Raw genomic sequence first — 24505 nt, 5'->3', positions numbered from 1 at the left:
AGAGGGAGGTGGCCGGCGGGCCAGCGCGCGCGGGTCATGCGCGCGCGACGGCCGGCTGGGTCGCGTCCAGCCAGTCGGCCAGGCCGGTGAGGGTGTCGAAATGCAGGTCGGGTGGCGTCGGCGGATGCCAGGCCTGCGCATCGCGGTTGATCCAGCAGCCGCGCAGCCCGGCCTGCATCGCGCCGACCACGTCGATCTCGATGTGGTCGCCTACGTGCAGCACCTGCGCGCAGGGCAGGCCCAGGCGTGCGCAGGCGGCGCGGAAGATGCCCGGGTCCGGCTTGGCCGCGCCGTGCTCGCGGGCACTGAGCTGGAAGGCGAAATGCTGGTCCAGGCCGATCGTGGCCAAGTCGGCGTTGCCGTTGCTCAACGCCACCACCGGCACGCGCGCGGCGATGCGCTCCAGCGCGGCGATGCTGTCCGGATAGCACTCCACCTGGTTGCGCGCGGCATGGAACACCGCATAGGCCGGTTCCAGCAGGGCGGCGTCGGCGCCGCTCTCGTGCAGCGCGCGGCGCAGCGTCAAGCGGCGCAGTTCGCTGAGGTCGTGATGCAGGTGCGGATGCGCGGCGAACACGTCTTCGCGCAGCTGCCGCATCGCCGCGACCGGGAAGCGCGCGGCCGTGGCCGGGCTGTGCTGCAGCAGCCAGTCGTGCAGCACCTGCTCGATGCGCGCGCCGATCGGCGCGAACGGCCACAGCGTGTCGTCCAGATCCAGCGTGATCGCGCGGACGGGGAAGGAGGGCATGGAAGTCACCGGCGCATTTTACGCCAAGCGCCGCCGCCGCCGCGGGCCGCATCCGGTAGACAGCACGCCGTGGCGCTTCCGACTCCCGAATCCCCGCCTCACTCCAGCAGCCGTGCCCAGCGCTGCATGCCCTCCACCCGCGCCAGCACCATCTTGATGCACACCAGCAGCGGCACCGCCAGCAGCAGGCCGATCATGCCCCACAGCCAGCCGAACAGCATCAGCGCCAGGATCAGCATCAGCGGCGAGATCGCCATGCGCCGGCCGAGCACGATCGGCGTCACCACCTGGCCCTCGAGCGTGTGCAGGGCCAGGTACAGGATCGCCGGCAGCGCCGCGCTCAGCGGATCGCGGAAGGCGACGAACCCCATCAGCAGCATCAGCACCGCGCCGATCAGCGGCCCCACGTACGGCGCGAAATTCAGCAGCGCCACCACCGTGCCCCACAGCAACGCTTCCTGCGGCGGGATCTTCAGCAGGATCAGGATGCCGGCGAAGATCAGGCCGACCAGCGTGTTGATCACGGTGATGGTCAGGACGTAGCGCGAGACCTCGCGTTCGATCGAGCGCAGGATCTCGGTGGTGAACTTCTGTTGCTGGCGGTTGGGCAGCAAGGCGATCGCATGGCGCTGCAGGTTCTCGCCGAACACCATGAAGAAGAACGTCAGCAGGACCACCGCCAGTACCGAGGCGGCCAACCGCGGTGTCCGCACCAGCGCCTTGTACGGATCGTCCATCTGCGTGCGGATCACCTGCACGCGGCGCCCGCTCTCGCCGCCGGCAGCGCGGGCGAAGTTCTCCGCGGCCTGGTTGGCCTGCTGCATCGGCTTGGTCAGGTCGCGCACCTGGGTGGCGAGGTGGCGCAGCTGCGCCGGCGCCTGCTGCGCCCATTCGGCGGCGGGGCCGGCCAACTGCACGGTCAGGGTCGTCGCTACCGCCATGCCGGACAGCAGCACCAGCAGCGCGGCCAGGAAGCGCGGCAGGTACAGCCGTTGCAGCACGCGCAGGATCGGGTTGCCGATCAGGGCGAAGAAGGCCGAGAGCAGGATCGGCAGGATCACGTCCTGTGCCGCCCACAACGTGTAGCAGACCGCCAGCGTCGCCAGCACCACCAGCGAGACCGGGCCACGCGGGCGCGGTGCGGGCGGCGGGGGCAGGGCGTCGTGCGGCGCGTCGTCGGCGACGGCCGCGGAATCGGAAACTGTACTCATCGGACCTGCGAGACGGGGGCCGCGGCGCGCGCAGCAGTGCACGCTCCGGACGGCGTCGAAAAGGAAGCGAAGTGTAGGCCGATCGTGGCCGGGGCGGTATCAAGACCGCGTGGCCGCCGCGTGCGCGTGGCGTGGCGCCCATTGATCACACCGGCTGCAGCGTCCGTCGTAGGAGCGGCTTCAGCCGCGACAGCCTTTTGCGCGGGCGCCCGTCGCGGCTGAGCCGCGCCTACACCCGACACCGGGGCTCGATGTGCCTGGCTTGGCGCCCTAGCGCTCGGACAGATCGGTGGCCGCTTCCGCGGCGGCGGGGTGCCCGGGCCGCGAGGCCGTCGGCGGCCGCACCGCCTGCGGACGAGCAGGGGAGGGGGGAACCGGTGTGGCGGGCGGCGGTGTCTGGGTGGCGGCATCCACCGCCGCATCCTGCGCGGTATCCGCCGCCTCCTCGGCATCGTCGGAGGCGCGCTCGGCGTTGTCCGAGGCGCTCTTGGCGGTGGTGGCGTTGATCAGGCTGGAGACCGCGCTGAGCATCTGCAGCCAGCGTGCGCCGCCGAGCTTGCCGACCACGGCCGCCGGTTCGGCGCGCCCGACCAGGAAGCCGGTGCCGAGGCCAACGATCACGATCCGCCACGGCGTCCAGCCTTCGCGCCAGACCTGCTGCAGGGTCGTCCAGTGCGTGCGCACCTGCTCCTGGCGTCCTTCCAGCACCGATTCGGCGCGGGCGATGCGGTGCTGCAATTGCCGCAGGGTCATGGCGTGGCCTCGCGCTTGGCGACGTCTTCGTCGTTGTCTTCGTCATCGCCGCCGATGCCGAGCTTGGCCAGCTGGCGGCGGGTGGCGTCGAGCTTGCTCATGTCGAAGTAGCGCAACGCCTGCCAGGCACCGAGTGCGGTGACCACCAGGCTGAAGGCGGCCGTCGCCGAGATCGAGGCCAGCCACGACCAGCCCATGCGCTGCAGCAAGGCGATCATCGCGCCCATCAACAGCATCCAGGCCGAGGCGCCGAACGCCACCGACACGGTCAGCCACACCAGGGCCCGCGCCAACGCGGCGCGAGCCAGGGCCAGATCCGCGGCCACCAGCTTGCGCAGCGCGCGGCCGGTGTCCAGGGTGGCGGTGAGTCCTTCGCGGCCGGCGGTGCCGAGCGCGCGGAAGGATTCCTCCAGCGACGGTGCGGCCGCGGCGTCCGCCGCGGCACCGTCGGCGCGGGCCTGCTCCTCGCTCACGTGCGGCTTACTTGTCGCCGCCGCTGCGCGCCAGCTTGGCGATGATCCAGCCGGTGGCGAAGGCCACGCCGAACGAGGCCAGCGGACGCTCACGGATCAGTTCGGCAGCGCTGTCGATCAGGTCGCGGCCCTTGTCCAGCAGCACGTCCACCTGCTCCTTCGCCGCCGCGCCACCGAACTCGGCCGCGGCCAAGCCGGACAGGGCGCTATCGGACAGCTCGGCCTTGACGTTGGCCTTGCCCAGCTTCAGTTCTTCGCCGGCGGCACCGGCAGCGCCCTTGATCGCCTCGCCGGCGTAGCTGGCCGCGGACTTCAGGTGCGCGCCGGCTTCGCTCAGGTTGTCCTTGAGGTTCTCGGTATTGGTCGGGCTGGCATTCATGGGCATGTCTCCTCTGGGGTTTGGGGGCCTGCCGTCCGCCGATGCGGACGCTGCGCAGAACGGGGGCGACACCAATACCATCGGCGGGGTGTACGGGGTGTTAGCTCGTCGCCGCAGGTGATGCGCCATAGTGTCGGCGCTCGCCGGCGAACAGCCAAGAGCGGCCAACGAAACGACGGCGCAGCCACCGCGGGCGTGCACGTGCGCGGAACCGGCATGTAGCACGCGTACAAGGCGGCCCTCCGCGCCGTCCGCACCCACCTGGCGGCGGCTCGCGACGTGGTGTCAGCCACCCTGAAGCCCTGGAGGACCTGTCATGCACGCATACGGCAACCGGAGCGGCCATGCCGGGGTGGTCGCCTACGACAGCGGTCCGGACTGGATCGTGCTGCGCTTCGCCGATGGCGCCACCTACCGCTACGACCGCCATCATCCCGGCCTGCTCCACGTGCTGGAGATGCAGCGCCTGGCCGCGGCCGGGCGCGGCCTGACCACCTATCTCAACCAGCACGTGCGCGACGACTACGCCGCGCGGCTGGACTGAGGGCGCCGGCTCACTGCATGACCAGGTCGGCCTGCGCGCCGCCGCGCACCACACGCAGCACCAGCTGCGCCGGCTTGCGTGCGAAGTTGGCGCGGTAGCTGGCCAGGTCGGCGAACTCGCCGACCGAGGCGGCCACCACGATGTCGCCGCCGGCCAGGCCGTTGCGCGCCGCGCGGCTGCCGCGCGCCACGTTGCCGATCAGCACGCCGGAGATGCCGGACTGGCGCAGCGATTCGGGCAGGTCGGTGAAGGTGGCGCCGCTCAGCCGCGGGTCCAGCGATTCGCCGCTGACCGCGCGCGGCTGTTCCTTGAGCGCGACCTTGAGCTGCAGCGGCTTGCCGTCGCGGCGCACGTCCAGGGTCACCGTGCTGCCCACCGGCTGCAGGCCCTCGTAGTTGTGCAACGCCTCGGCGCTGTCCAGCCGCTCGCCGTTGGCGCCGACGACCACGTCGCCCGGCTGCAGCCCGGCGGCCGCGGCCGACGACCCGGCCAGCACCCGCGTCACCAGCGCGCCGCGCGGCGCCGACAGGCCCAGGCCCTGCGCCATCTGCGTGGTCAGGTTCTGCGTCTCGATGCCGAAGGTGCCGCGGATCATCACCCCGTTGTTCTTGATCAACTGGTCGACCACCGCGCGCGCCAGGTTCGACGGGATCGCCAGGCCCAGGCCGATGTTGCCGGCCATGCTGCCCTGCGGATTGAAGCTGGCGGTGTTGATGCCGACCAGTTCGCCGCGCAGATCCACCAGCGCGCCGCCGGAGTTGCCCGGGTTGATCGAGGCGTCGGTCTGGATGAAGTTCTGGTAGCCCAGGCCGCGGATGCCGTTGCGGCCCATCGCCGAGACGATGCCGGAGGTGACCGTCTGGGTGAAGCCGAACGGGTTGCCGATGGCGGCGACGAAATCGCCCACGCGCAGCTTGTCGCTGTCGCCCAGGCGGATCTCGGTAAGGTTGTCGGCCTTGATGCGGATCAGCGCGATGTCGGTGTCCGCGTCCGAGCCCATGAACTCGGCCTTGAAGCTGCGCCCGTCGGCCAGGGTCACCTGCACGTCGTCGGCGTTCTCCACCACGTGGTGGTTGGTGAGCACGTAGCCGTTCTTGGCATCGATGATCACGCCCGAGCCCAGCGACTCGTTGATGCGCTCCTGCGGGATGTCCGGGAACAGGCGGCGCAGGATCGGGTCGTTGAAGAACGGATTGCGTACCCGCACCACCTGCTTGGTGTTGATGCTCACCACCGCCGGCATCACCTTCTGCAGCATCGGCGCCAGCGACGGCAGCGGCTCGCCGGCCACCGAGGAGGGCAGCCGCGCGGCCCCGGACAGCGGCGGTGCCGCCGCCACCGGCGCGGCCTCGGCGCGGTTGTCCAGTTGCGCGTTGATCGCGGTGGCGGCGAAACCGCCGAAGGCAGCGGCGGCGGTCAGGGTCAGCAGCGTAGGCAGCGGTCGCATGGGTGGTTTTCCGGGGACGCGGGAGACGTGGGGCAGATGGGCGCGCGTGCGCGTAAATCAAGATGAACGCGCGCCGTTTAACCGCCAGTGAAAGCGCGCCGATGCCGCTTGCACAAGGCCGTGTACGCGCCCCGTGCGCGCTGCGTCTCGATGGCGTGCAATGGGCGTGCGGCGCCGTTGACAGTCGGCCTGCCCGGGGTTAGCGTTCACGCGTGCCGCAGCCACAACATGTAGCGGTAGCGCATCGGGATGGCACTAGACGTAGGGTTTTCTTCACCAGGGCTTCACATCCAGGGGCGCGCTCGGCGGTGCATGACGGGACGGTGACAGGAAACGTCGCGGATTCGGGGAATGTCGAACGGTCGAGGGCGGGCGCCGCGTGCGCTGCCGCGGCCGTCTCTGCCGTGCAGCGCAAGTGCGATATAGACAAGACACACGGCGGGTGACCACCCATCCGCCCCATCGGGACAGGTTCGAGGAGAACACAGCAGAATGAGTACGGTGCGCCTGGAAGTCGTCCAGACCGGATCCAAGCACGACCCCATCCCGATGCAGCCGGCGTCGCAGGACATCTGGGACAAGAAGTATCGGCTCAAGACCAAGCAGGGCGAGCCGCTGGATGCCGACATCGATGGCACCTACCTGCGCGTGGCGCGGGCGCTGGCCGATGCCGAATCCACCGACGAGTTGCGCGCCTACTGGTTCGAGCGTTTCGCCTGGGCGCTGCGCCGTGGCGCGATCCCGGCCGGGCGCATCACCTCCAATGCCGGCGCGCAGGAACACAAGCCGGCCACCAGCACGATCAACTGCACCGTGTCGGGCACCATCACCGACTCGATGGACGGCATCCTGGAGAAGGTCCACGAGGCCGGGCTGACCCTCAAGGCCGGCTGCGGCATCGGCTACGAGTTCAGCACGCTGCGCCCGCGCGGCGCGTTCGTGGCCGGCGCCGGCGCCTACACCTCCGGGCCGATGTCGTTCATGGATATCTTCGACAAGATGTGCTTCACCGTGTCCTCGGCCGGGGGCCGCCGCGGCGCGCAGATGGGCACCTTCGACGTGTCCCATCCGGACGTGAAGGACTTCATCCGCGCCAAGCGCGAGGACGGGCGCCTGCGCCAGTTCAACCTGTCGCTGCTGATCACCGACGGCTTCATGCAGGCGGTGGAGCAGGACGCCGACTGGCCGCTGGTGTTCCCGGTCAACCGCAAGGAAGAGGCCGACATCGACCTGGCCGACGCCAGCGCCGTGGTGTGGCGCGACTGGCCCACGCACCAGGACTACATCGTGCGCGACGACGGCCTGGTCGCGTGCAAGGTGTACGGGCACATCCGCGCCCGCCACCTGTGGGACATGATCATGGTCTCCACCTACGACTACGCCGAGCCGGGCTTCATCCTGATCGACCGCGTCAACGAAATGAACAACAACTGGTGGTGCGAGAACATCCGCGCGACCAATCCTTGCGGCGAGCAGCCGCTGCCGCCCTACGGCGCCTGCCTGCTCGGCTCGATCAACCTCACCACCTTCGTGCGCGACCCGTTCACCGAGCGCGCCCGCTTCGACTGGGAGGAATACAAGGAAGTGGTGCGGGTGTTCACTCGCATGCTCGACAACGTGGTCGAGGTCAACGGCCTGCCGCTGCAGCAGCAGCGCGACGAGATCATGCGCAAGCGCCGCCACGGCATGGGCTTCCTCGGCCTGGGGTCGACCATGACCATGCTGCGGATGAAGTACGGCAGCGCCGAGTCCTGCGAGTTCACCGAGGCCATCGCCCGCGAGATGGCCGTGGCCGGCTGGGAGACCGCGCTGTCGCTGGCCAAGGAAAAGGGTCCGGCGCCGATCATGCAGGAGACCTTTGAGGTCACCGCGGCGATGCTGCGGCAGCGCCCGGAGATGGTCCGCGACGGCTGGCGCGTCGGTGAGCGCATCGAGGGCCGGCTGCTGCACGCCAAGTACAGCCGCTACATGCAGCGCATCGCCGAGGTGGCGCCGGCGCTGGTCGAGGAACTGGCCGAGGTGGGCGCGCGTTTCACCCACCACAGCTCCATCGCCCCCACCGGCACCATTTCGCTGAGCCTGGCCAACAACGCCTCCAACGGCATCGAGCCGAGCTTCGCCCATCACTACAGCCGCAACGTGATCCGCGAAGGCAAGAAGAGCAAGGAGAAGGTGGACGTGTTCTCCTTCGAACTGCTGGCCTATCGCCACCTGGTCAACGCCAAGGCGATGCCGTTCGCCGAGGACGCCGCCGCGCGCCTGCCGGACTACTTCATCGCCGCCGACGACATCCACCCCAAGGAACACGTGGACGTGCAGGCCGCCGCGCAGAAGTGGGTGGACAGCTCCATCTCCAAGACCGCCAACGTCCCCACCGACTATCCCTACGAGCAGTTCAAGGACATCTACCGCTACGCCCACCAGCAGGGGCTGAAGGGCTGCACCACGTTCCGCTTCAACCCGGCCGCCTTCCAGGGCGTGCTGGTCAAGGAGGCGGACCTGGAGAACACCACCTACCGCTTCGAGCTGGAAGACGGCAGCGTGGTCGAGGTCAAGGGCAACGAGCAGATCGAATACGACGGCGAGATGCATACCGCCGCCAACCTGTTCGATGCGCTGAAAGAAGGGTATTACGGCAAGTTCTGATGCCGTCCCGTCTCCTCTCCGCGCCGGCGGAGGGGAGGGCGGCGGCGGGAGCCCGGGAGCGCGGCGCGCCGCGCTTCCTCAACGCTTCCCCACCGTCCGCCGCCTGTCGCCGTTTCCGGCTCCCCGCTTCGCTGCAATCGGTATAGCATCGCCCGCGTTACATAAACACTGACACCCTGAGGAGGGTTTTATGAGCACTGGGAATGGAGTCACGGCGACGCTGACGCAGGTCGCCGAGAACGTGAAAGAAACCGCCACCAACGTGGGCGAGACCATCGCCGCCACCGCCAGCGAGGCCGTCGCCAGCGTCAAGCAGACCGCCGAGAACGTGCAGAAGCGCGTGCAGGACCAGGTCGCCAAGACCCGCAAGGTGGTGAAGCAGGCCGAGAAGGCCGTCGCCAAGCGCGCCGAGAAGGCCGGCAAGGCCGTCAAGAAGACCGTCGCCAGCGCGCGCAAGAAGCTGGAAGCGGCCAAGGCCAGCGCCCAGGCCGAAGCGGCCTCGCTGAGCAAGGGCGGCAAGAAGACCGCCAAGAAGGCGGCTGCGAAGAAGGCGCCTGCGAAGAAGGCCGCCGCCAAGAAGACGGTCGCGAAGAAGGCCGTCGCCAAGAAGGCCCCGGCCAAGAAAGTGACCGCGAAGAAGGCCGCGCCGAAGAAGGCGGTCAAGAAGGTCGCCGCCAAGAAGGCCGTGACCAAGAAGTCGGTGGTCGCCAAGAAGAGCGCGGTGAAGAAGAGCGTGGGCGCGCGCAAGGCCGTGGCCAAGAAGGCCGTGGGCAAGGCCGCCAAGGCGGTCAAGAAGAGCACCGCCAAGGTCGCCAAGAAGAGCGCCGCGGTGAAGAAGACCGCCGTGCGCAAGGCCGCCGGCAAGAAGGCCGCGGCCACCCGCGCCAAGAAGTAAGCCGTCCCGTCGCACCCTCTCTCCCGCACGCGGGAGAGAGGCCGGGCCCACGCCCGTCCCGATCCGCATTCCAGGAACGCACGCCTCATGGCCATCAAGATCGACCAGAAAATCAAGGGCTACGCCGTCGTCACCCCCGAGGACAAGGCGCGCGACGCCGCCGCCGCGGTGCCCGCCTCGTCGATCGACCGTGCCACCGCCGAGGCCGAAGCGCCGGCCGACAACATCATCCACATGCACGAGCGCATCGAGCGCCCGGACGTGTTGATCGGCAGCACCTACAAGATCAAGTCGCCGTTGGTGGAACACGCCATGTACGTGACCCTCAACGACATCGTGCTCAACGCCGGCACCGAGCACGAACTGCGCCGCCCGTTCGAGATCTTCGTCAACTCCAAGTCCATGGAACACTTCCAGTGGATCGTGGCGCTGACCCGCATCATGTCCGCCGTGTTCCGCAAGGGCGGCGACGTCACCTTCCTGGTCGACGAAATGAAGGCCGTGTTCGACCCCAAGGGCGGCTACTTCAAGGCCGGCGGCGTGTACATGCCCTCGCTGGTCGCCGAACTGGGCAGCATCGTCGAAGAGCACATGAAGTCGATCGGCCTGCTGCACGACCCGGAGATGAGCGACCACCAGCGCGCGTTGATCGCCGAGAAGCGCAAGCAGTACGAAGAACGCTCAAAAAAAAACAGTGAAGTGAGCAAGACGGTTGCTTCTCCTGCGGGAGAAGCTGCCCGCAGGGCGGATGAGGGGACGGTTTCCGCCGACTCCACCGCCGACCACGAAGAGGACATCGCCGTCACCGGCGACGGCGCGAGCTTCCCGCCGTCGGCCACGATGTGCCACAAGTGCAATACCAAGGCGCTCGTCATCATGGACGGGTGTGCGACGTGTTTGAATTGTGGGTATTCGAAGTGTGGGTGAGTGCTGGGATTGGGGGGGGGCGGCTAGTTCCTGTAGCCCGAACTACTTCTTCGGGATAAACGTCATCTTGAGGCTCTCGTAGAGTTCCTTGTCCTGGCTGCTGCCCTTCTCAGCAGCCAATTGCCCCAGCGCAAAGCCTCTGGTCCATTGTCGTGCAAGACGCAATCAAGGCAATAGTCGCGCATCCCCCTGATCGCCGAAAGCTCGCCGCTCTCTGCCTTTGCACGAGTGGAATCAACATCAAAAGTCCTGCAGCTTTCGTCGCCTGAAACAGGGGGCGCCTCGATCTTATGATCGCTTCTGCTGCAGGAAATCAAAAGAGCCAAAAAAACCTAAAATCGAAATTTTCGACATTGCGGTCCATTTAACTGGGCCGTCAGTCCGAAGGGCCAAAATGCTGTATTTGCGTTCATATGGGTGGCGCGCGAATCATGACGATGATCTTAAAGCGGTGCTCATGGTCCCAATCCAACCGACATTGCGGTCACTTCATCGCCTTTCAAGAAAAAACAGATGTTTGAACCGCCTTCGGAGAATGCGCAAACGCGTTCGAATTCGTGCCCCCTGATTTTCTCTTTCGTTGTATCCACCGCGCCATAATCTTGAGCCGCTTTGATTGCCTTGGAGGTGGATTCGCCGATGGCCACGCCTTTCAATTTTAGTCCTTCCAGACTTTCTATAGTTCGAGGCGCGGTTTTATCCGTATTGCCTGATGAGATGCGAATCTCATCGATCGTCCTAAAGTGCGACGCGACGTCAGGATTAGATGTGATTACTACCTCCATTCCTGTAAATGTATCTCGATAAGTTCTTCGAATCAGGTCGGAACTATCGACCGTTTTGCTGCCTTCGCCATAGCGGTGAATGACATCGGATTCCTTATAAGCATTCGGAATGTAGGTGCCATCATGGAAGACTTTGGATACATAATAAAAATTTGACTGCCTCGCTTACAAATTGAAGATGGCTATGCACATGCTAATAAAAATCATACATCCGCATTTATTCATGCCATTGCACGCGCTTTTGAAGAAGGGATAGTCTCGGGCCTTTATAAGTGAGTCGGTAGCGCTATGGTGACGCCGGCCCGGAATATTAGATTGAACGCGAAGGCGGTAACGTCGTTATTTGGATCTCGAGAGTTTTTAAGGTAGGCGAGTTGCTTGGGTAATGGGAGAACGGTGCCCTGAGAAACCCATTCTTCGACCACTTGAGTAAGCGCCTCAATATCGAAAAAGTCCCGTACAAACTTAGAATTTCCTTCACGGCCTTCACTTCCTACAGGCCAAAAAAGCTTTTTCCTCAAAATGGTCATCTAGTTGAACGATCTTTTTCAGCTTATCAATCGCGCTGCAGTCTGGGGTCAATGAATTCGCTGGGAAAGAGTAAATCGCTTGGTCTTTATTTAACTGATTCAGCGCCCACCAAACACGCCCTCCCTCCGCGCGGAAGCGAACAGCGCTTTCATCCCCAACCTTGGCGACGAGTAGATCACTTTTGTCTTGTGCATACTGGAGATCAAGCGCCTGCAAGTTTCCATATACAGTCTTCTCGCTGATCGAGCAGCCAGCTCCACCAAGCAAAATTGCAACGGTCGCAGTCGCCATTGAAATTTCTAAAACCCAGCCAGCCAGATTGTCAGAGGACAAATTCAAGTATTCATCCTTTATATACAACAATGTCAACAGCCAGCTTAGACGATTTCAAAAAATCCTGAAGATGTGCGTGTTCCCATTGATCATTTGATTTCATCTCTGAATCACATTTTTCAAGAAAATTTATTACCTCTCTTAGTTCAGCTTTAGAAACTTGCAGCGTAACCTCAGCAAGCGAGAGTGGCAGTGCTTCCAGTTCACTCTTTCCGTATAGTTTCATGTTTGGTCCTAAATTTTAATAGTTGGATCTTCAATCACTTCGCCGCCCAATGACTTAAATATTTCGCACATCGAAAAATCACCTTTCATACATCTATCTCGCGCCACTCCCTTTGCGAGAAAAGTGGCGCCACCGCAAACGCTGACATTGAATCCATAACCTCTCAGAAAGGCGCGGACTCTATTCTTCAACTCTCGTGGATCTGTGCCATGACTGCCAGAGCCATCTTCGTTCACAACAATCTCCCTGCATCCGCGCTCACAGACATGTGCATGCCGCTGTTGGCCGTCCACGTGGGGAGCGTCAATTCTTACCGTTGTAGGGGTTCCGCCTGGAACTTTCGTAGTGGGAAGGGTTTTAGCCAAGCCAAACATATCAATTTGAGATAAGGAATTGGAGCCGGCGTAAGCAAAAGTCGAATTTCCACCTAGTAGTCCAAGCGGATCACTCTCCACATAGCGGCCAATTTGGAAATCATAATCTCTAAAGTAGTTCTGATTGAGTCCCGTGGCGCTGTCGTAGAACTGTCCCGGGAAGCGCAGGTTGAACACGAACGCCGCGCCGTCGTTGTCCGGGTCCTGATTCGGTGGCGTGTTGCCGAAGGCCTCGCCCTTGATGTCCCAGGTCCAGATGGCAACGTCGCGCGCCGGGTCGATCACTGCACGTGGCGTGCCCAGATGGTCCGGCTGCACGTAGTTCAGCGCGGTCCCCGCCAGCACGCCCACCGGTAGGTCATCGAGCCAGATCGCCTGCTGGAGGGCCTTGCCGTTGGTGTCGTAGTCGCCCATCCAGTGGCCGGCTTCGTCGTAGACGGTGTAGGTGTTGGTGGTGCCGAGGAACCGGCGCACCTGCTCGCCCCGGTCGTTGTAGCGATACTCCATCGCCAACGTGCCGCTGCGCGTGGCTTGGCTCATGCGCCCCGTCGCGTCGTAGACGAAGGTGCGGGCCGTGCCATCGATGGCCGTGGTGTTGCCCATCGCGTCGTAGCTGCGCGCGGCGCCGGCCACACTCGCCAGGCGGTGGCTGTCGGTCGGGTAGCTATAGGTCTGGCTGCTGCCGTTGACCTGGGCGCTGAGGCGATTGCCGGTGGCGTCGTAGCTGTAGCCGTCGATGACCGTGCCGGTCGGCCCGTCCTTGAAGGCGGTCAGCCGATTCAGGTTGTCATAGCCCAACTTCACCACGGGTGCGGTATTGCCCGGCGCGGTCAGCGCAGTGAGGTTGCCCGCCGGGTCGAAGCCAAAGCCGACGTTGAGGCCATCCTTACGACCGTCCTGTATCGCTAGCGGGCGGTAGTTCTTGTCCAGCACGCGCTGCAACGGCCGGCCGTTGCCATAGGCCCAGCCAGCGCTGGGGCCAAACGGGTAATAGGTCGCGCCGCTCAGCAGTTTTTGGCGCAAGCCGCCCGCGGGCGTGACGCCCACTTCCGTCGCCTGCCCCAGCGCGTTGCGTACGTAATCCACCACCGCGCCGTCCGGATAGGTAACCCGGCTGAGGCGATCGCCCTTGGTGTAGGCGTAGCGCAGCGCGAACGCCTTGCCGTTGGTGGTCTGCACCTTGCGTACCACGCGCCCGAACCGGTCATAGCAATATTGGGTCGTGCCGCTGCCGTCCTGCAGCCTGCTCAAGCGGCCCAGCGCGAAGGTTTCCCCAGCCGCGCACACGTTCTGGCTGGCATCGTAGGTGTAGGTGGCGATCAGCGCCTTGTCGGCATAGGTGGTCTTGGTCAGGCGCCCCAGCGCATCGTAGATGTAGTTGGTCTTGGTGCCGCGCGCATCGGTCTGCGTGACTGGGTCGCCGGCGCTGTTGTAGGTATAGCTGGTTACGCCCGTGTCGGGGCTGGTCAGCTTCAGCAGGTCGCCCAGGCCGTTGTATTGGTAGACCGTCGCCAGGCCCTTGGGATCGGTGACCTTGGCGATGCGGTCCAGCGCGTCGTAGTCGAACTGGGTCTTGGCGGCGATGCCGCCCACGTCTTGCGTGGTCTGCTTGACCCGGTTGAGCGGATCGTAGTCGGCCTGGGTCTTGTGCTTGAGCGCGTCGGTGACCAGTTGCACGTTGCCGTTGTCGTCGTAGCTGAAGTCGGTCGGATCGGCTTCGGCCGTGGCTTGCGTCGCCAACTGGCCAATTCGGTTGTAGATCCGCGACAGCGTGTGCGTGAGGGTGCCCGACGCGTCCTTGATGTCTTCCTTGGCCCGGTTGCCCGACGCATCCAGCGTGTAATGGATGGTGTTGCCGGCGCCATCGGTCACGTCGGTCAAGCGATGCGCAGCGTCGTAACTGTAGGTGACGAACGTGCCGTCGGGGTCGGTCACCTTTTTGACATTCCCTACTTCATCGTAGGCCACGACCGTCGTCTGGTCCTGGTCGGACGGCGTGCCATCCGCGTTCGCGCGAAGCGTGCTCGAGTCCGCCCAGCCGCGCGGCGTGTAGGTCAGGTCCCGGATCAGGCCGTTGGCATCCTGGGTGCGCGTCGGGCGCCCATTTCGGTCGTAGGCCACATAGGTGGTGGCCCGGCCCAGCGCATCGATGACCTGATACAGATCCCCCGCGCGGTGGCAGGCGCCGCCGATAGTGGTGCAGCCGGATTCGTCGGTGGTCAGGTAGTAGCGATAGGTGATGGTGTCCGCCACATCGGTGCGCGGGCCGTCCTGGCTCAGCACCAGGCCGATTTGCGGGCACTGCGTGCCGTCCACGGTGTCGCAGTAGCTGGTCAGCCACTGACGAACCCCAGTCGGGGCGCTGGCAGTGCTACCGCAGTTGTAGCTCATGGTGGTGGATACGGCCGGATCAACCTCGCAACGTGCCGTCTGCTGACCGCGGGCGTTGTAAGCCCACATCGTCTTGGCGGCCGTGGCGCCGGCCGCATCGAGCACCGTGCGCGTCAGCGGCACGCGCAGGCCGGTGTTCCAGGTGATGTTCATCGTTCGCTGCTGCGCAGTCCCTGACGCATCGATCTGCTGGGTCAACAGGCCGCTGGCCGTGTAGGTGGTCTTGGTGACCGTGCCTTTGAAGTCGGTCCTCGACGCCGGATACCCGTTGTCGTCGTAGGTCAGCGCCTTCCAGGGCTGATTGCATTGTTCACCGCACGGGACGCTGGCGCCGGTCGGCTTGAGCGAGCCGTAGCCGGTGTCCGTGTAGGTCAAAAAGGTCCTGAATCCCAGCGGCGAGGTGACTGCAGCCGGGGTGGCCCAGTTGGAGGTGGAGGCCGAATACTCGACCGAGATGGCATCGACATTGCCGGCGAAGCTCGACGCAATCGCATCGCCACTGCTGGCATAGCGCGTGGTTTCGAAGCGCACGCCTTTCTCGTCGATGACGCCGGTCAGCGCCGTCGGCTGACTCTTGTTGGAGGTGAGCGAGGCCTCGTTGTAGACGTATTGGCGCGTCTTGCCGTCCGGATACTGCACGGAGGTCAGGTTGCCGATGCTGTCGTAGCCGTAGGTCAGCGCGCCGCCGTCGGGCAAGGTGACGGTGGCCAAGCGGTTGTTGCTGTCGTAGGCGAAGCTCAGGGACCTGCCACCAGCATCGGTGACCCGCTGCAGCAGGTTCGGCGGCGGCTTGGTGCCGGCGACTGGCGGCAGGTCGCTGTAGTCCAGGGTTAGCACCGTCTGCCCCATGCGATCGAACACCGAGCGCAGCAGGCCGGCGGTGTCGTAGAGCTCGGTCTGCTGGGTCGCCGCGACCGCCAGGGAGTAGCCGAGCAACACGCCGGCGCTGTCGCGGCGCTCGGTCAAGGTATCGGCGATGTCCGGATCCGGCGCCCACGCGCCGTTGCTGGGACGAAACCGTTCCACCACACCGTCAGGCCGTTGGACATCGATAAAGCTGCCGCCATTGGCGACGCCCGACAGCATCAGATCCAGTCGACGCTCGAAGGAGTGGCGCCACTGCTTGCCCAGCGTCACCGCGGTCACGAAGGTCTTGCTGTTGTAGAAACGGCGCAGGGTCAGCCAGGTCGGCGAGTCGTAGTCGGTGTCCTGGCGGAACATGTTGCCGGTGGACGTGTTGATCGGGTCGCCTTCGAAGGCAGTTCCCCGATGCACCCCACCCTGCTTCAGCGCTGCGTTGCCGCTGCTGCCATGCGGGCCGGTGTTGTCGCCGGCCTGGCCCAGCCCGCCGGTGCACCCGGTGTTGCAACTACCCGTGTTCTTGACCGGCTGGCCTTCGCCCACAATCTTGTCGTTGGCGTAGACATCGCCCCACCAATGCCCGTTGGAATACACGCTCGCGGCCGAGAAGCCGTCGTTGTAGGACACGGTAAAGACGGGCGGTTTTTCGCAGCCATTGGATTGGCACACCCGCATGGCGCCATCGATGACGAACTGCACCGCCTCGTTCACGGTGGCAAACGATTGCGACCCATTGCTGGAATCCCCGACATACGGCGGCCCATACTGCCGCTTCGGGGTGACCGCCACACTGGGGAAGGCCGCCAGCGCGCCGGTAAGCAGCAACAGGCAGGCACCGCCGAAACGGCGGGCGGCACGAACGTGGGGGTTCGGCATAGCTTCGTCCTTGAGCATCGATTGAGTTGTGGGGCCCGCAGCCGCAACGTGCGGCTCCTTGGCGGCGCCAATCTTACCGGTCCTTGTTGCAAATTCTGAGACAGACGTTGGCTTTTCGTCTGCGGGGTCCTCGCCTGAAGGACAGAGCCAAACAGTCCTTTACCGATCTGGTCGCAACACCTTGCAGCAGTGCGATCATGCCGCCGGAGCCGGCTCTTCTAGCCTGGCCGAAGGAGGTCGCCGCCATGGATGCCACCAAGCCATCTCTGACGTTCGCGCTGTTGGAGCAGAAGATCGAGGCGATGCCGGAAGGGCCAGTGTCTGCCTTGTCCTCGCCGCGCTGGGTGCGGGTGCTCAATACGGTGGGATGGGCGGGAATCGTCATCGGCTTGCTGCCGTCGCTGCTATTGCTCTGGTTTGCACCGCAGCTATGGATGGTGACCCTGTCGCGGGTTGGGTTGGTCCTCACGTTGGCTTTTTTCCCCTATTTGCTACGTACGGTTTGGTTGGTCATTTACGAATTCGTCAATTCGCGTCAGCAGTTCGTCGAGCAGTTCGATCACGATGTGGCTCAACTGCGTCGGGTGTCGCAGTGGTTGCTTGCCTATCCGCGCGACGTGCTGGAGGACCAGTTGCGTTACGCCAAAATGGCGCAGGAACGTCTGGTCTCTAAACTTGGTCTGTTAGTTGGCGGCATGGACAAGCTGGGCTTGCTGCCGCTATGCCTGTCGTTGTTCGTCGTCCTGCGCAATTGGCGCGATCTGCTGGCCTTGCCCGCGTGGCTTTCGATTCTGGCGCTATTCGCTGCCATCTTGTGGATGATCAGCTGGCTGGGTGCGCATTTCCGTCTGCGTCTGCACCTTTACGAAAGCGTGCTCGCCGCTGCGCTCGCCAATGTTGGCGCTGCCAAGGCGGACGTGCCGACCGAGACGGCATTGCCTACCTCGCCGGCGGGGTACACCGCGCATCGCATCACCAGCCTCGACTCCCTCGAAGCCCTGTACGGCCAACCCGTCGAGCGCGCGCTACGCAAACAAATCGACCAGTTGAACGCCGACTATCAGGCGTTCGTGCACGCGTCGCCGTTCGTGGTGCTGGCCTCGGCCGGCGATGAAGGACTGGACTGCTCGCCGCGCGGCGACGCGCCGGGATTCGTGCAGGTGCTGGATGCGCGCACGCTGGCGCTGCCGGATCGGCCGGGCAACAACCGCGTCGATACGCTGCGCAATCTGCTGCAGGACCCGCGCCTGTCGCTGTTGTTCCTGATTCCCGGCATCGGCGAAACCTTGCGGGTGAACGGCCGCGCCGAGATCCGCGTCGATCCGGAGCTGCTGGCACGGTTCGCGGTCGGCGAGCGCTTGCCGCGCAGCGTGATCGTGGTACACATCGAGGCGGTGTACTTCCACTGCGCCAGGGCGATCGTGCGGTCGCAGCTGTGGGATCCGGCGCGGCACCTGCCGCGCGATCGCCTGCCCAGCCCTGGCACCATGCACGCGCATCTGGCCGATGGCGCATTCGACGCCGACGCCTACGACCGGGAATTGCCGCAGCGCACCCGCGACTCGTTGTACTAACGCGACCGGATCGGACGTGCGGGCGAGGCGTGCGCAGCGCCTCGCTGCGGGGAGCTGCATGCCGTCGGTATTCGACCACCGATGTTCCCGGTCACGCCGCCCTGTTACGGTGCGCCCCTGGTGGAAAGCGGCGGCGACGCCATTTCCTGGGCGCAGCGAACGGTAGGGGAGTGTGGATGCGGGGACGTGGGCAGCCGTCAGGCGGTTGGGGCGAGTTGCTGCTGGTCGTAGCGGTGGCGTTCGGGTTGCCGATCTATTGGAGTGCGCTGGCGGTGCTGGCGCCGGTGGGGAGCCTTCGCTCTCAGACGCGAGCCTATGGGGCACGGTGTTCTACGAACTGCTGGTGTTGGCGTTGTTGCTGCCGACGCTGTGGTTTCGCGGCTGGACGCCACAGGCGCTGGGGCTGCCGTGGCAGGCGCGCGACACCGGACTGGGCGTGGCACTTTTGGCCGCCTGCCTGGTGGCGACCTATCCGTTGCATCTGTTGAACGACAGCGTGGCGGCCGAGGTGAATCCGTCGATGGACGCGATGGTGGCTGGGCCGCTGTCGGTCGGCGTGGTCGTGCTGGTCTCGCTGCTCAATCCGATCTTCGAAGAGGTGTTCGTCTGCGCCTACGTGATCCGCGCGCTGGAGCGGCGGCACAGCCCGGTGTTCGCGGTGAACGTCAGTGTGGCGATCCGCGCGTCGTACCATCTGTACCAGGGGCCGGTCGGGACCATCGGCATCATAGTGGTGGGGCTGATCCTGGGCTGGTGGGTCGCGCGCACCGGGCGGCTGTGGCCGGCGATCGTGGCGCACGCCGGGCTGGATCTGCTGGGATTGATGGTCTACGCCTGATGTGCCGGACGTGTAGGGCAAGCTGACGTGCGCCAGCGGATCGCAGCGTCGGTAGCGCTCGACCGGGACCGACCATTGCACCCATTGAACTGCAGTCGGCCACGATGCTTGACCGACCGGCACCGCCGGTCATCCACCCGGTAGCTGAATTCGCGGCGGCGACCTCGCCGGTATGGTCGCCGCCGTAGACAGCTAGCTTCCTGAACACGCGGGTGCTTTCGCTGCTGTACATCACGCTTTACAGTCGAACGACAAGGACGTGTCGCCCGCTGGATAGCGCGGGGAACGTCCGGGGTTCCCCGTTGCTCGATCAGGTCGGTCACGGCTCGGCGCCGTGCGCGGCGCGAGCCGCGTGGGCCGCAACGCTTTCGGGGGAGAAGCGGGATGTCGTCGAGCGAGGGTGCGTCGGAATCTCATCCGTTGTTCGAGCTGTTGTCGGGCGAGATCAGCGACCGCGAGCTGCGCCGCTGCCTGCGCGTGGTGCGCCAGCACCTGGGCATGGACGTGGCGTTCCTGTCGCGCTTCCGCGCGACCGATCGCGTGCTCGACCACGTGGACGGTCCGCCCGGGTGCCCGATCCATGAAGGCCAGATCCTGCCGTTGGCCGACGGCTACTGCATGGGCGTGGTGCGAGGCGAGTTGCCGCAACTCATTCCGGATACTTCCCTGGTGCCGGCCGCGCAATGCATCCCGGCGACCTTCTCGATCCCGATCGGCGCGCACATGAGCGTGCCGATCCAGGTCGGTGGCCGGGTGTACGGCACGCTGTGCTGTTTCAGCTTCCTGCCCAGGCACGGCCTGGGCGAGCGCGACATCGGCATGTTGCGCGCATTCGCCGAGATTCTCGCCCTGCGCTTGCACGAAGTGGAGGCGCACAAGCTGGAGCGGCAGGCGATGATCGACGAGATCGACGGCGCCTTGGCGGCGGGCGCGCCGCGCATCGTGTTCCAGCCGTTGTTCGCGCTGGACGGCATGCGCCTGCATGGGTTCGAGTGCCTGTCGCGTTTCGACATCGCCCCGCAGCGTGGCCCCGACAAGTGGTTCCAGCAGGCTGAGCTGGCCGGCGTCGGCATGCGCCTGGAACTGCACGTGGTGGCCAAGACGCTGGCCTATCTGCGCCAGTTTCCCGCGACGTTCCGGCTTAATCTCAACCTGTCGCCGGAACTGCTGACGTCCGAGGCGCTGGCGGTGCTGCTCGGGGACGACATCGACGTCGCGCGCCTGACCCTGGAGATCACCGAGCACGCCATCGTGCGCAACTACCTGGAGCTGGCCGATGCGCTGTCGCCGCTGCGCGCGCGCGGCGCACGCCTGGCGGTGGACGACGCCGGTGCCGGCTACGCCAGCATGCGCCATATCCTGCGGCTGCAGCCGGACGTGATCAAGCTCGACATGAGCATCACCCACTGCATCGACAGCGACCGCAAGTGCCGCGCGCTGGCCAAGGGACTGACCAACTTCGCGCACGAGATCGGCTCGCACGTGGTGGCCGAGGGCGTGGAGACGGCCGAGGAACTGGAGACCCTGCGCGCGCTCGACGTCGATTTCGTGCAGGGCTATTTCCTGTCGCGGCCGCTGCCCGAGCAGGAAGCGCTGGCCATGGCACAGGCCGAAGGGGCGTGAGCGGGCGCCGCGCGCTGGCGCGTCACTGGCCTGCGGCGACCGGTTACCACGGCACCACGCGGCCCAGGTAATCCAGGTAGTGCAGGCCGCCCTGGCCGTGCGCAGCGTCGATGGTGTCGAGCAGGGGCGGGATGCTGTCGTCGATGGACAGGCGCGCCTCCGGGCCGCCCATGTCGGTCCGCACCCAGCCGGGCGCCATCAGCAACAATGTGTGCGTGCTCTCGCGATGGCGCGCGGCGAAGCTGCGCATCAGCATGTTCAGCGCCGCCTTGCTGCTGCGGTAGATCTCGTACTGGCCGTTGTTGTTGTTGGCGATGCTGCCTTGCCCGGACGACATCACGCCGATGGTGCCGGTGTCGCGCACCAGGCCGCGCAAGGTCTCGATGGCGCGCATCGGACTCAGCGCATTGGTGACCATGATCCGGACGAATTCGTCGGTGGCGACATCGGCGACGGTCTCGCGGTCGTCGTTCTTGACGCCGGCGTTGACGAACAGCAGGTCCAGGGTCTCGCCGTCCAGGCGTGCGCGCAGCGCGGCCAGTTGCGAGGGAACGGTGATGTCGACGCACTCGATGCGCAGCGCCTGCGGATGTGCGTTGGCCAGGCGGTGTAGCGCACTGGGCGTGCCGGTGCGCTCGGTGGCGATGACGCGCCAGCCGCGTCTCAGGTAGCCTTCGGCCATCGCCAGGCCCAGGCCGCGCGAGGCGCCGATCAGCAGGACGGTTTTGCGTGCAGGGGTGTCGATCATGGTGGGTCTCCTCGTGGCCGGCGCAGCCTCGGCACGCGAGGCCCACCGGCGGTCTGCGCACTCTAGGCGCGCGTGTCGCCCCGCGGAACGCGCGTCGGATGCATTGACGCCTTGCGTCGGACGCCTGTGTCCATTCGCCACTGTCGGGAAGCGCATATGCCGGAACCGGATCTGAATCTGTTGATCGCCCTCGACGCCTTGCTGGCGGAAGCCAGCGTCGCCGGCGCTGCGCGGCGGCTCGGGCTGAGCGCGTCGGCAATGAGCCGGACGCTGACCCGGCTGCGCGAGGCGACCGGCGATGCCTTGCTGGTGCGGGCGGGCGGCGCGATGGTGGCGACGCCGCATGCCTTGCAGCTGCGCGAGCGCGCCCGCGACGCGGTGGAGGCCGCACGCGCCGTGCTGCGCCCGGCGCCGGCCGCCCTGGAGTTGGCGGCGCTGCAGCGCACCTTCATCGTGCGCGCCAACGATGCTTTCGTGGAGGCGTTCGCGGCGATGCTGGTGGCCGCAGTGGCGGCGTCGGCGCCGCAGGTCCGCCTGCAGTTCGTGGCCAAGGCGCAGAAGATCGCGGCGCCGCTGCGCGAGGGCTTGGCCGATCTGGAAATCGGGGTGCTGAGCGAGATGGGGCCGGAACTGCGCGTGCAGGGGCTGTTTCGCGATCGCTTCGTCGGCGCGGTGCGCAGCGCTCATCCGCTGGCGCGCGACGGAGAAGTGAGCGCGCAGCGCTACGTGGCGTTCGGCCACGTCGTGGCCTCGCGGCGCGGGCGGGCGCACGGGCCGGTGGACGCGGCGCTGCAGCAGCTGGGCCTGGTGCGTCATGTCGCGACCGTGGTACCCAGTTTTTCCGCCGCGCTGGCGGTGGCACGCCACTCGGACCTGATCGCACTGGTGCCGGCCTCGTTCATGGCGGCGCAGCCCGACACGCTGCGCGCGCCGGCGCATACGTTCGCGCTGCCGGTGGTGACCGCGCCCATCACTGTGTCAATGCTGTGGCATCCGCGCCTGGAGCACGACGCCGCGCATCGCTGGCTGCGTGGACTGGTGCTGACCGAGTTCCGCGCACGGATGCCGCTGCGCTGAGCTGGAAGGCGGCAAGCGCAGGAAAGGAAATACTTGGCCCGCGCGCGGAACGCGTTGCGCCCGCGCCCGTAGTCCCGCAGATGCGCGCGCTGCCGCGATGGGTTGCGTCTGTCGCAAGGCCCGTCGGACGTTTCCAGTCCACTCTTTTCGCGTGTTGTGGCCAAGCGCATGCCCTGGTGCAACTGCGCCATGAAGTGCACAGCGCGATACACCGCCGCGCCTTGGCCAGGTCGATGTCACCGGCGCGGCCGCCGTGCACAGGCCGTCGCTGCAGGGATGCGACATTGGCACTGGTTCGCCGCCGCGGCGATGGCGCACACTTGCCGGCTCTGATCGAAAGCAGGAACACGTAATGGTACGGCGATACGGATGGAGCGCGATGCTGGTGTGGCTGGTGACGTTCGGCGCGGCGGCAGCCGGCCCCACGCCCGGCGAATACAGCACCAAGGAAGGCTGGGGCAGCATGCGGGTCACCGAGAAGGGCGGGGTGCGCCAGTTCGACCTGTTGTCGGTCGGCGCCAATGGCCACACGTGCACGCTGTCGGGCACGCTGCAGGGCGACAAGGCGGAGGTGAACGACGCCGGCGACGTGCCCTGCAAGCTCGCCTTCAAGCCGGTGCCGGGCGGGTTCGACGTGGCCGCGTTGACCCAGGAAAGCTGTCGCGACTACTGCGGCATGCGCGCTAGTTTCGAGGGCGACTACCTGCGCTTGCCGGCCGGCTGCACCGCCGCGGCCAGCAGCCGGCGGCGCGAGGCGTATCTGCAGGACTACCGTGGCAAGCGCTATGACAAGGCGCTGGCCGGCATGCTGGCGTTCCAAGGCGAGTGCGGCGGTTTCCTCAACTGGCTCGATCGCGACCGCTTCGCCAACGACCGTGCCATCACCCTGCTGCGCCTGGGTCGGCCGCAGGAGTGCCTGGCGGCGCTGGACGGCACCATGGCCGGCCGCAGCCACGACGAGGCCTCGTTCCAGGCGGAACTGGAAAAGCAGAGCACCATGCTGCCGCCCAGCGACTGGGACGCCTACCTGCCCATTGCCAAGTCCACTTGGTTCAACCGCAAGCTGTGCGAGGCGGCCAAGGACTGAGCAGGCGCCAGCGCCAGGCGCGCGGCAGGACGCGCTGCGAGGGTGCCGCCTGCGTGCGGCGCGTGCAGCAGGGCCGGTGCGAGAGGCGATGCGATGGCGCTGCTGTGCCTGCGATCGATGGCGGCGCACGCGTGCAACGGCCGCCGATGCGATCGCGCCCGCCCGCGATCCGTCGCTGGCGATAAGGCGTGTCGCGTCTCCGGTTGCCGTCGCCGCGGGCGCCTGCGCATACTTCCGGCGGCCGATGGCGCGTTGGACGCTTTGGAGCAAGGATGATCGATCGACTGCGACGCCTGTTGTCCCGCACCCCGCCCCGCGGGGTCGACCCTGCCTCCGATACCCCAGGGTCGGAGCCCGCGCCCGACCCGCAACCGGGCCACGCACTGCAGCAGCTGTTGCTGCAGGTGCTGCAGCGCGAGGGCCATGCGGCGACCTTGCACGAGGATGGCGTCGTACTCGGCAATGGGCTGCACCTGCTCACCGAACTGGTGGACCTGGCCGAGCTGCGTCGCGGCGTGCGCACGGCCAGCTGCATCCGTGTGCATCACCGCAGCCTGTTCCCCGACGGGATCGTCGAGTTCCAGCATTCCATCGGCGAGGATACCGAGGCGAGTCTGGCCTCGGGCTTCACCACCTGGGCGCGTACCGATCTGGTGGCGCTGTCGGAGGCGGTGAGCGCTCCCGCCGAGGCCCGCTGCATGACCTTGCAGATGGAATTTCCTGTCAAGGCCGAGGCGCAGGCCGCGGTGCGGCGCACGGTGGTGCTGGGGCCGGTGGCGCATATGAACGGCGACGCGGCCCGGGCCGCGGCGGGCGACGACACCGAACACGCGTTCTGCCCGTGCTGCCTGTTCACCAACAGCCTGGATGCCTTGATGCCGCTGCTGCAGCGGGATCAGCGCATGCTCGGGATCCGCCTGTTCGCCTCGCGCGATGCCGACGGCGAGGTCGCGGCCGATTGCCGGGTCAACGGCGAGGACTTTCCCGACGGCGTGGCCTGCCTGCGCCGCTACGCCGAGACCTGGCCGGCGCTGGGCGCCATGGAGTTCCGCAAGCAGTACGCGGTGGTGCGCCTGCCGGAGCCGGTGGTGCCGGATACCATGCACTGACGCGCCAGTGGGCGTTGCCCGGGCGCGCGCCCATTCTTGCGCCGCCCTG

Annotated in this window: 21 protein-coding genes and 1 other RNA gene; 11 read left to right on the top strand and 11 right to left on the bottom strand. The window is 66.1% G+C overall.

Annotated features, from left to right (window positions below):
• Window positions 1–34: 34 nt before the first annotated feature.
• The 5 genes from Q7W82_RS00415 to Q7W82_RS00395 form a co-directional block, all read right to left on the bottom strand.
• Entirely contained in the window at window positions 35–748 is a 714-nt protein-coding gene (locus Q7W82_RS00415) for an HAD family hydrolase (protein WP_160945671.1), read from the bottom strand.
• 98 nt (window positions 749–846) lie between these two features.
• Window positions 847–1959, bottom strand: coding sequence for an AI-2E family transporter (locus tag Q7W82_RS00410; protein ID WP_242084778.1), 1113 nt, complete (start codon window positions 1957–1959; stop codon window positions 847–849).
• A gap of 270 nt (window positions 1960–2229) precedes the next feature.
• Entirely contained in the window at window positions 2230–2712 is a 483-nt protein-coding gene (locus Q7W82_RS00405) for a hypothetical protein (protein WP_242161205.1), read from the bottom strand.
• Complete coding sequence (locus Q7W82_RS00400; protein WP_242161206.1) at window positions 2709–3185, bottom strand: phage holin family protein; 477 nt, start codon at window positions 3183–3185, stop codon at window positions 2709–2711. The genes Q7W82_RS00405 and Q7W82_RS00400 overlap by 4 nt, the downstream gene beginning before the upstream one ends.
• A 7-nt stretch (window positions 3186–3192) precedes the next feature.
• Window positions 3193–3564 (bottom strand): hypothetical protein, encoded by a 372-nt coding sequence (locus Q7W82_RS00395; RefSeq protein WP_019801903.1) that lies wholly within the window; start codon window positions 3562–3564, stop codon window positions 3193–3195.
• Between the two features lie 216 nt (window positions 3565–3780).
• Here Q7W82_RS00395 and Q7W82_RS00390 point away from each other — a divergent pair.
• Window positions 3781–3855: non-coding RNA, sX9 sRNA (locus tag Q7W82_RS00390), on the top strand.
• 25 nt (window positions 3856–3880) lie between these two features.
• A complete protein-coding gene (locus tag Q7W82_RS00385) occupies window positions 3881–4108 on the top strand; it encodes a hypothetical protein (protein WP_160945667.1) in 228 nt (75 codons plus the stop codon).
• Between the two features lie 10 nt (window positions 4109–4118).
• On the opposite strand, the gene Q7W82_RS00380 is transcribed toward Q7W82_RS00385, so the two are convergent.
• Window positions 4119–5555 carry a Do family serine endopeptidase gene (locus tag Q7W82_RS00380; RefSeq protein WP_160945666.1) on the bottom strand — a complete coding sequence of 479 codons (1437 nt, stop codon included), beginning with the start codon at window positions 5553–5555 and terminating at the stop codon, window positions 4119–4121.
• A 492-nt stretch (window positions 5556–6047) separates the two neighbouring features.
• Between Q7W82_RS00380 and Q7W82_RS00375 the strand changes: the two genes are divergently transcribed.
• The 3 genes from Q7W82_RS00375 (at window position 6048) to Q7W82_RS00365 (ending at window position 10023) form a co-directional block, all read left to right on the top strand.
• A complete protein-coding gene (locus Q7W82_RS00375; RefSeq protein ID WP_242161207.1) occupies window positions 6048–8201 on the top strand; it encodes an adenosylcobalamin-dependent ribonucleoside-diphosphate reductase in 2154 nt (717 codons plus the stop codon).
• A 190-nt stretch (window positions 8202–8391) separates the two neighbouring features.
• Complete coding sequence (locus tag Q7W82_RS00370) at window positions 8392–9096, top strand: hypothetical protein (protein ID WP_242084785.1); 705 nt, start codon at window positions 8392–8394, stop codon at window positions 9094–9096.
• Between the two features lie 87 nt (window positions 9097–9183).
• Window positions 9184–10023, top strand: coding sequence for an NrdJb (locus Q7W82_RS00365; RefSeq protein ID WP_242161208.1), 840 nt, complete (start codon window positions 9184–9186; stop codon window positions 10021–10023).
• Window positions 10024–10478: 455 nt separating this feature from the next.
• Here the strand turns inward: Q7W82_RS00365 and Q7W82_RS00360 are convergent, their stop codons facing one another.
• The 4 genes from Q7W82_RS00360 to Q7W82_RS00345 form a co-directional block, all read right to left on the bottom strand.
• Window positions 10479–10679 (bottom strand): hypothetical protein, encoded by a 201-nt coding sequence (locus Q7W82_RS00360; protein WP_242161209.1) that lies wholly within the window; start codon window positions 10677–10679, stop codon window positions 10479–10481.
• Between the two features lie 615 nt (window positions 10680–11294).
• Window positions 11295–11678, bottom strand: a complete 384-nt coding sequence (locus tag Q7W82_RS00355) for a hypothetical protein (protein ID WP_242161210.1) — start codon at window positions 11676–11678, stop codon at window positions 11295–11297.
• 4 nt (window positions 11679–11682) lie between these two features.
• Window positions 11683–11898 carry a hypothetical protein gene (locus Q7W82_RS00350; RefSeq protein WP_242161211.1) on the bottom strand — a complete coding sequence of 72 codons (216 nt, stop codon included), beginning with the start codon at window positions 11896–11898 and terminating at the stop codon, window positions 11683–11685.
• An 8-nt stretch (window positions 11899–11906) separates the two neighbouring features.
• Window positions 11907–16418: an RHS repeat-associated core domain-containing protein gene (locus Q7W82_RS00345; RefSeq protein WP_242161212.1), complete on the bottom strand. Its 4512-nt coding sequence runs from the start codon at window positions 16416–16418 to the stop codon at window positions 11907–11909.
• 227 nt (window positions 16419–16645) lie between these two features.
• Here Q7W82_RS00345 and Q7W82_RS00340 point away from each other — a divergent pair, with 227 nt between their 5' ends.
• From Q7W82_RS00340 to Q7W82_RS00330, 3 genes are all read left to right on the top strand, one after another.
• Window positions 16646–17974 (top strand): pyridoxamine 5'-phosphate oxidase family protein, encoded by a 1329-nt coding sequence (locus tag Q7W82_RS00340; protein ID WP_242161213.1) that lies wholly within the window; start codon window positions 16646–16648, stop codon window positions 17972–17974.
• 325 nt (window positions 17975–18299) lie between these two features.
• On the top strand, window positions 18300–18812 hold the full coding sequence (locus Q7W82_RS00335; RefSeq protein ID WP_242161214.1) for a CPBP family intramembrane glutamic endopeptidase: 513 nt from the start codon (window positions 18300–18302) through the stop codon (window positions 18810–18812).
• Between the two features lie 420 nt (window positions 18813–19232).
• Window positions 19233–20435, top strand: a complete 1203-nt coding sequence (locus Q7W82_RS00330) for an EAL domain-containing protein (RefSeq protein ID WP_242161215.1) — start codon at window positions 19233–19235, stop codon at window positions 20433–20435.
• Between the two features lie 43 nt (window positions 20436–20478).
• Here the strand turns inward: Q7W82_RS00330 and Q7W82_RS00325 are convergent, their stop codons facing one another.
• The gene (locus Q7W82_RS00325; protein WP_242161216.1) at window positions 20479–21183 is read right to left on the bottom strand and encodes an SDR family NAD(P)-dependent oxidoreductase; all 705 of its coding nucleotides are present in this window, start codon (window positions 21181–21183) and stop codon (window positions 20479–20481) included.
• Between the two features lie 156 nt (window positions 21184–21339).
• On the opposite strand from Q7W82_RS00325, the gene Q7W82_RS00320 reads away from it, so the two are divergent.
• The 3 genes from Q7W82_RS00320 (at window position 21340) to Q7W82_RS00310 (ending at window position 24456) form a co-directional block, all read left to right on the top strand.
• Window positions 21340–22260 (top strand): LysR family transcriptional regulator, encoded by a 921-nt coding sequence (locus Q7W82_RS00320; RefSeq protein WP_242161217.1) that lies wholly within the window; start codon window positions 21340–21342, stop codon window positions 22258–22260.
• 352 nt (window positions 22261–22612) lie between these two features.
• On the top strand, window positions 22613–23347 hold the full coding sequence (locus Q7W82_RS00315) for a hypothetical protein (protein WP_242161218.1): 735 nt from the start codon (window positions 22613–22615) through the stop codon (window positions 23345–23347).
• Window positions 23348–23619: 272 nt separating this feature from the next.
• A complete protein-coding gene (locus Q7W82_RS00310; RefSeq protein WP_242161219.1) occupies window positions 23620–24456 on the top strand; it encodes a DUF6348 family protein in 837 nt (278 codons plus the stop codon).
• The last annotated feature ends 49 nt before the right edge of the window (window positions 24457–24505 follow it).

Origin of the sequence: Xanthomonas indica (genome assembly GCF_040529045.1) — a bacterium.
Classification (GTDB): Bacteria; Pseudomonadota; Gammaproteobacteria; order Xanthomonadales; family Xanthomonadaceae; genus Xanthomonas_A; species Xanthomonas_A indica.
This window is presented reverse-complemented; position numbering and strand designations above follow the sequence as displayed.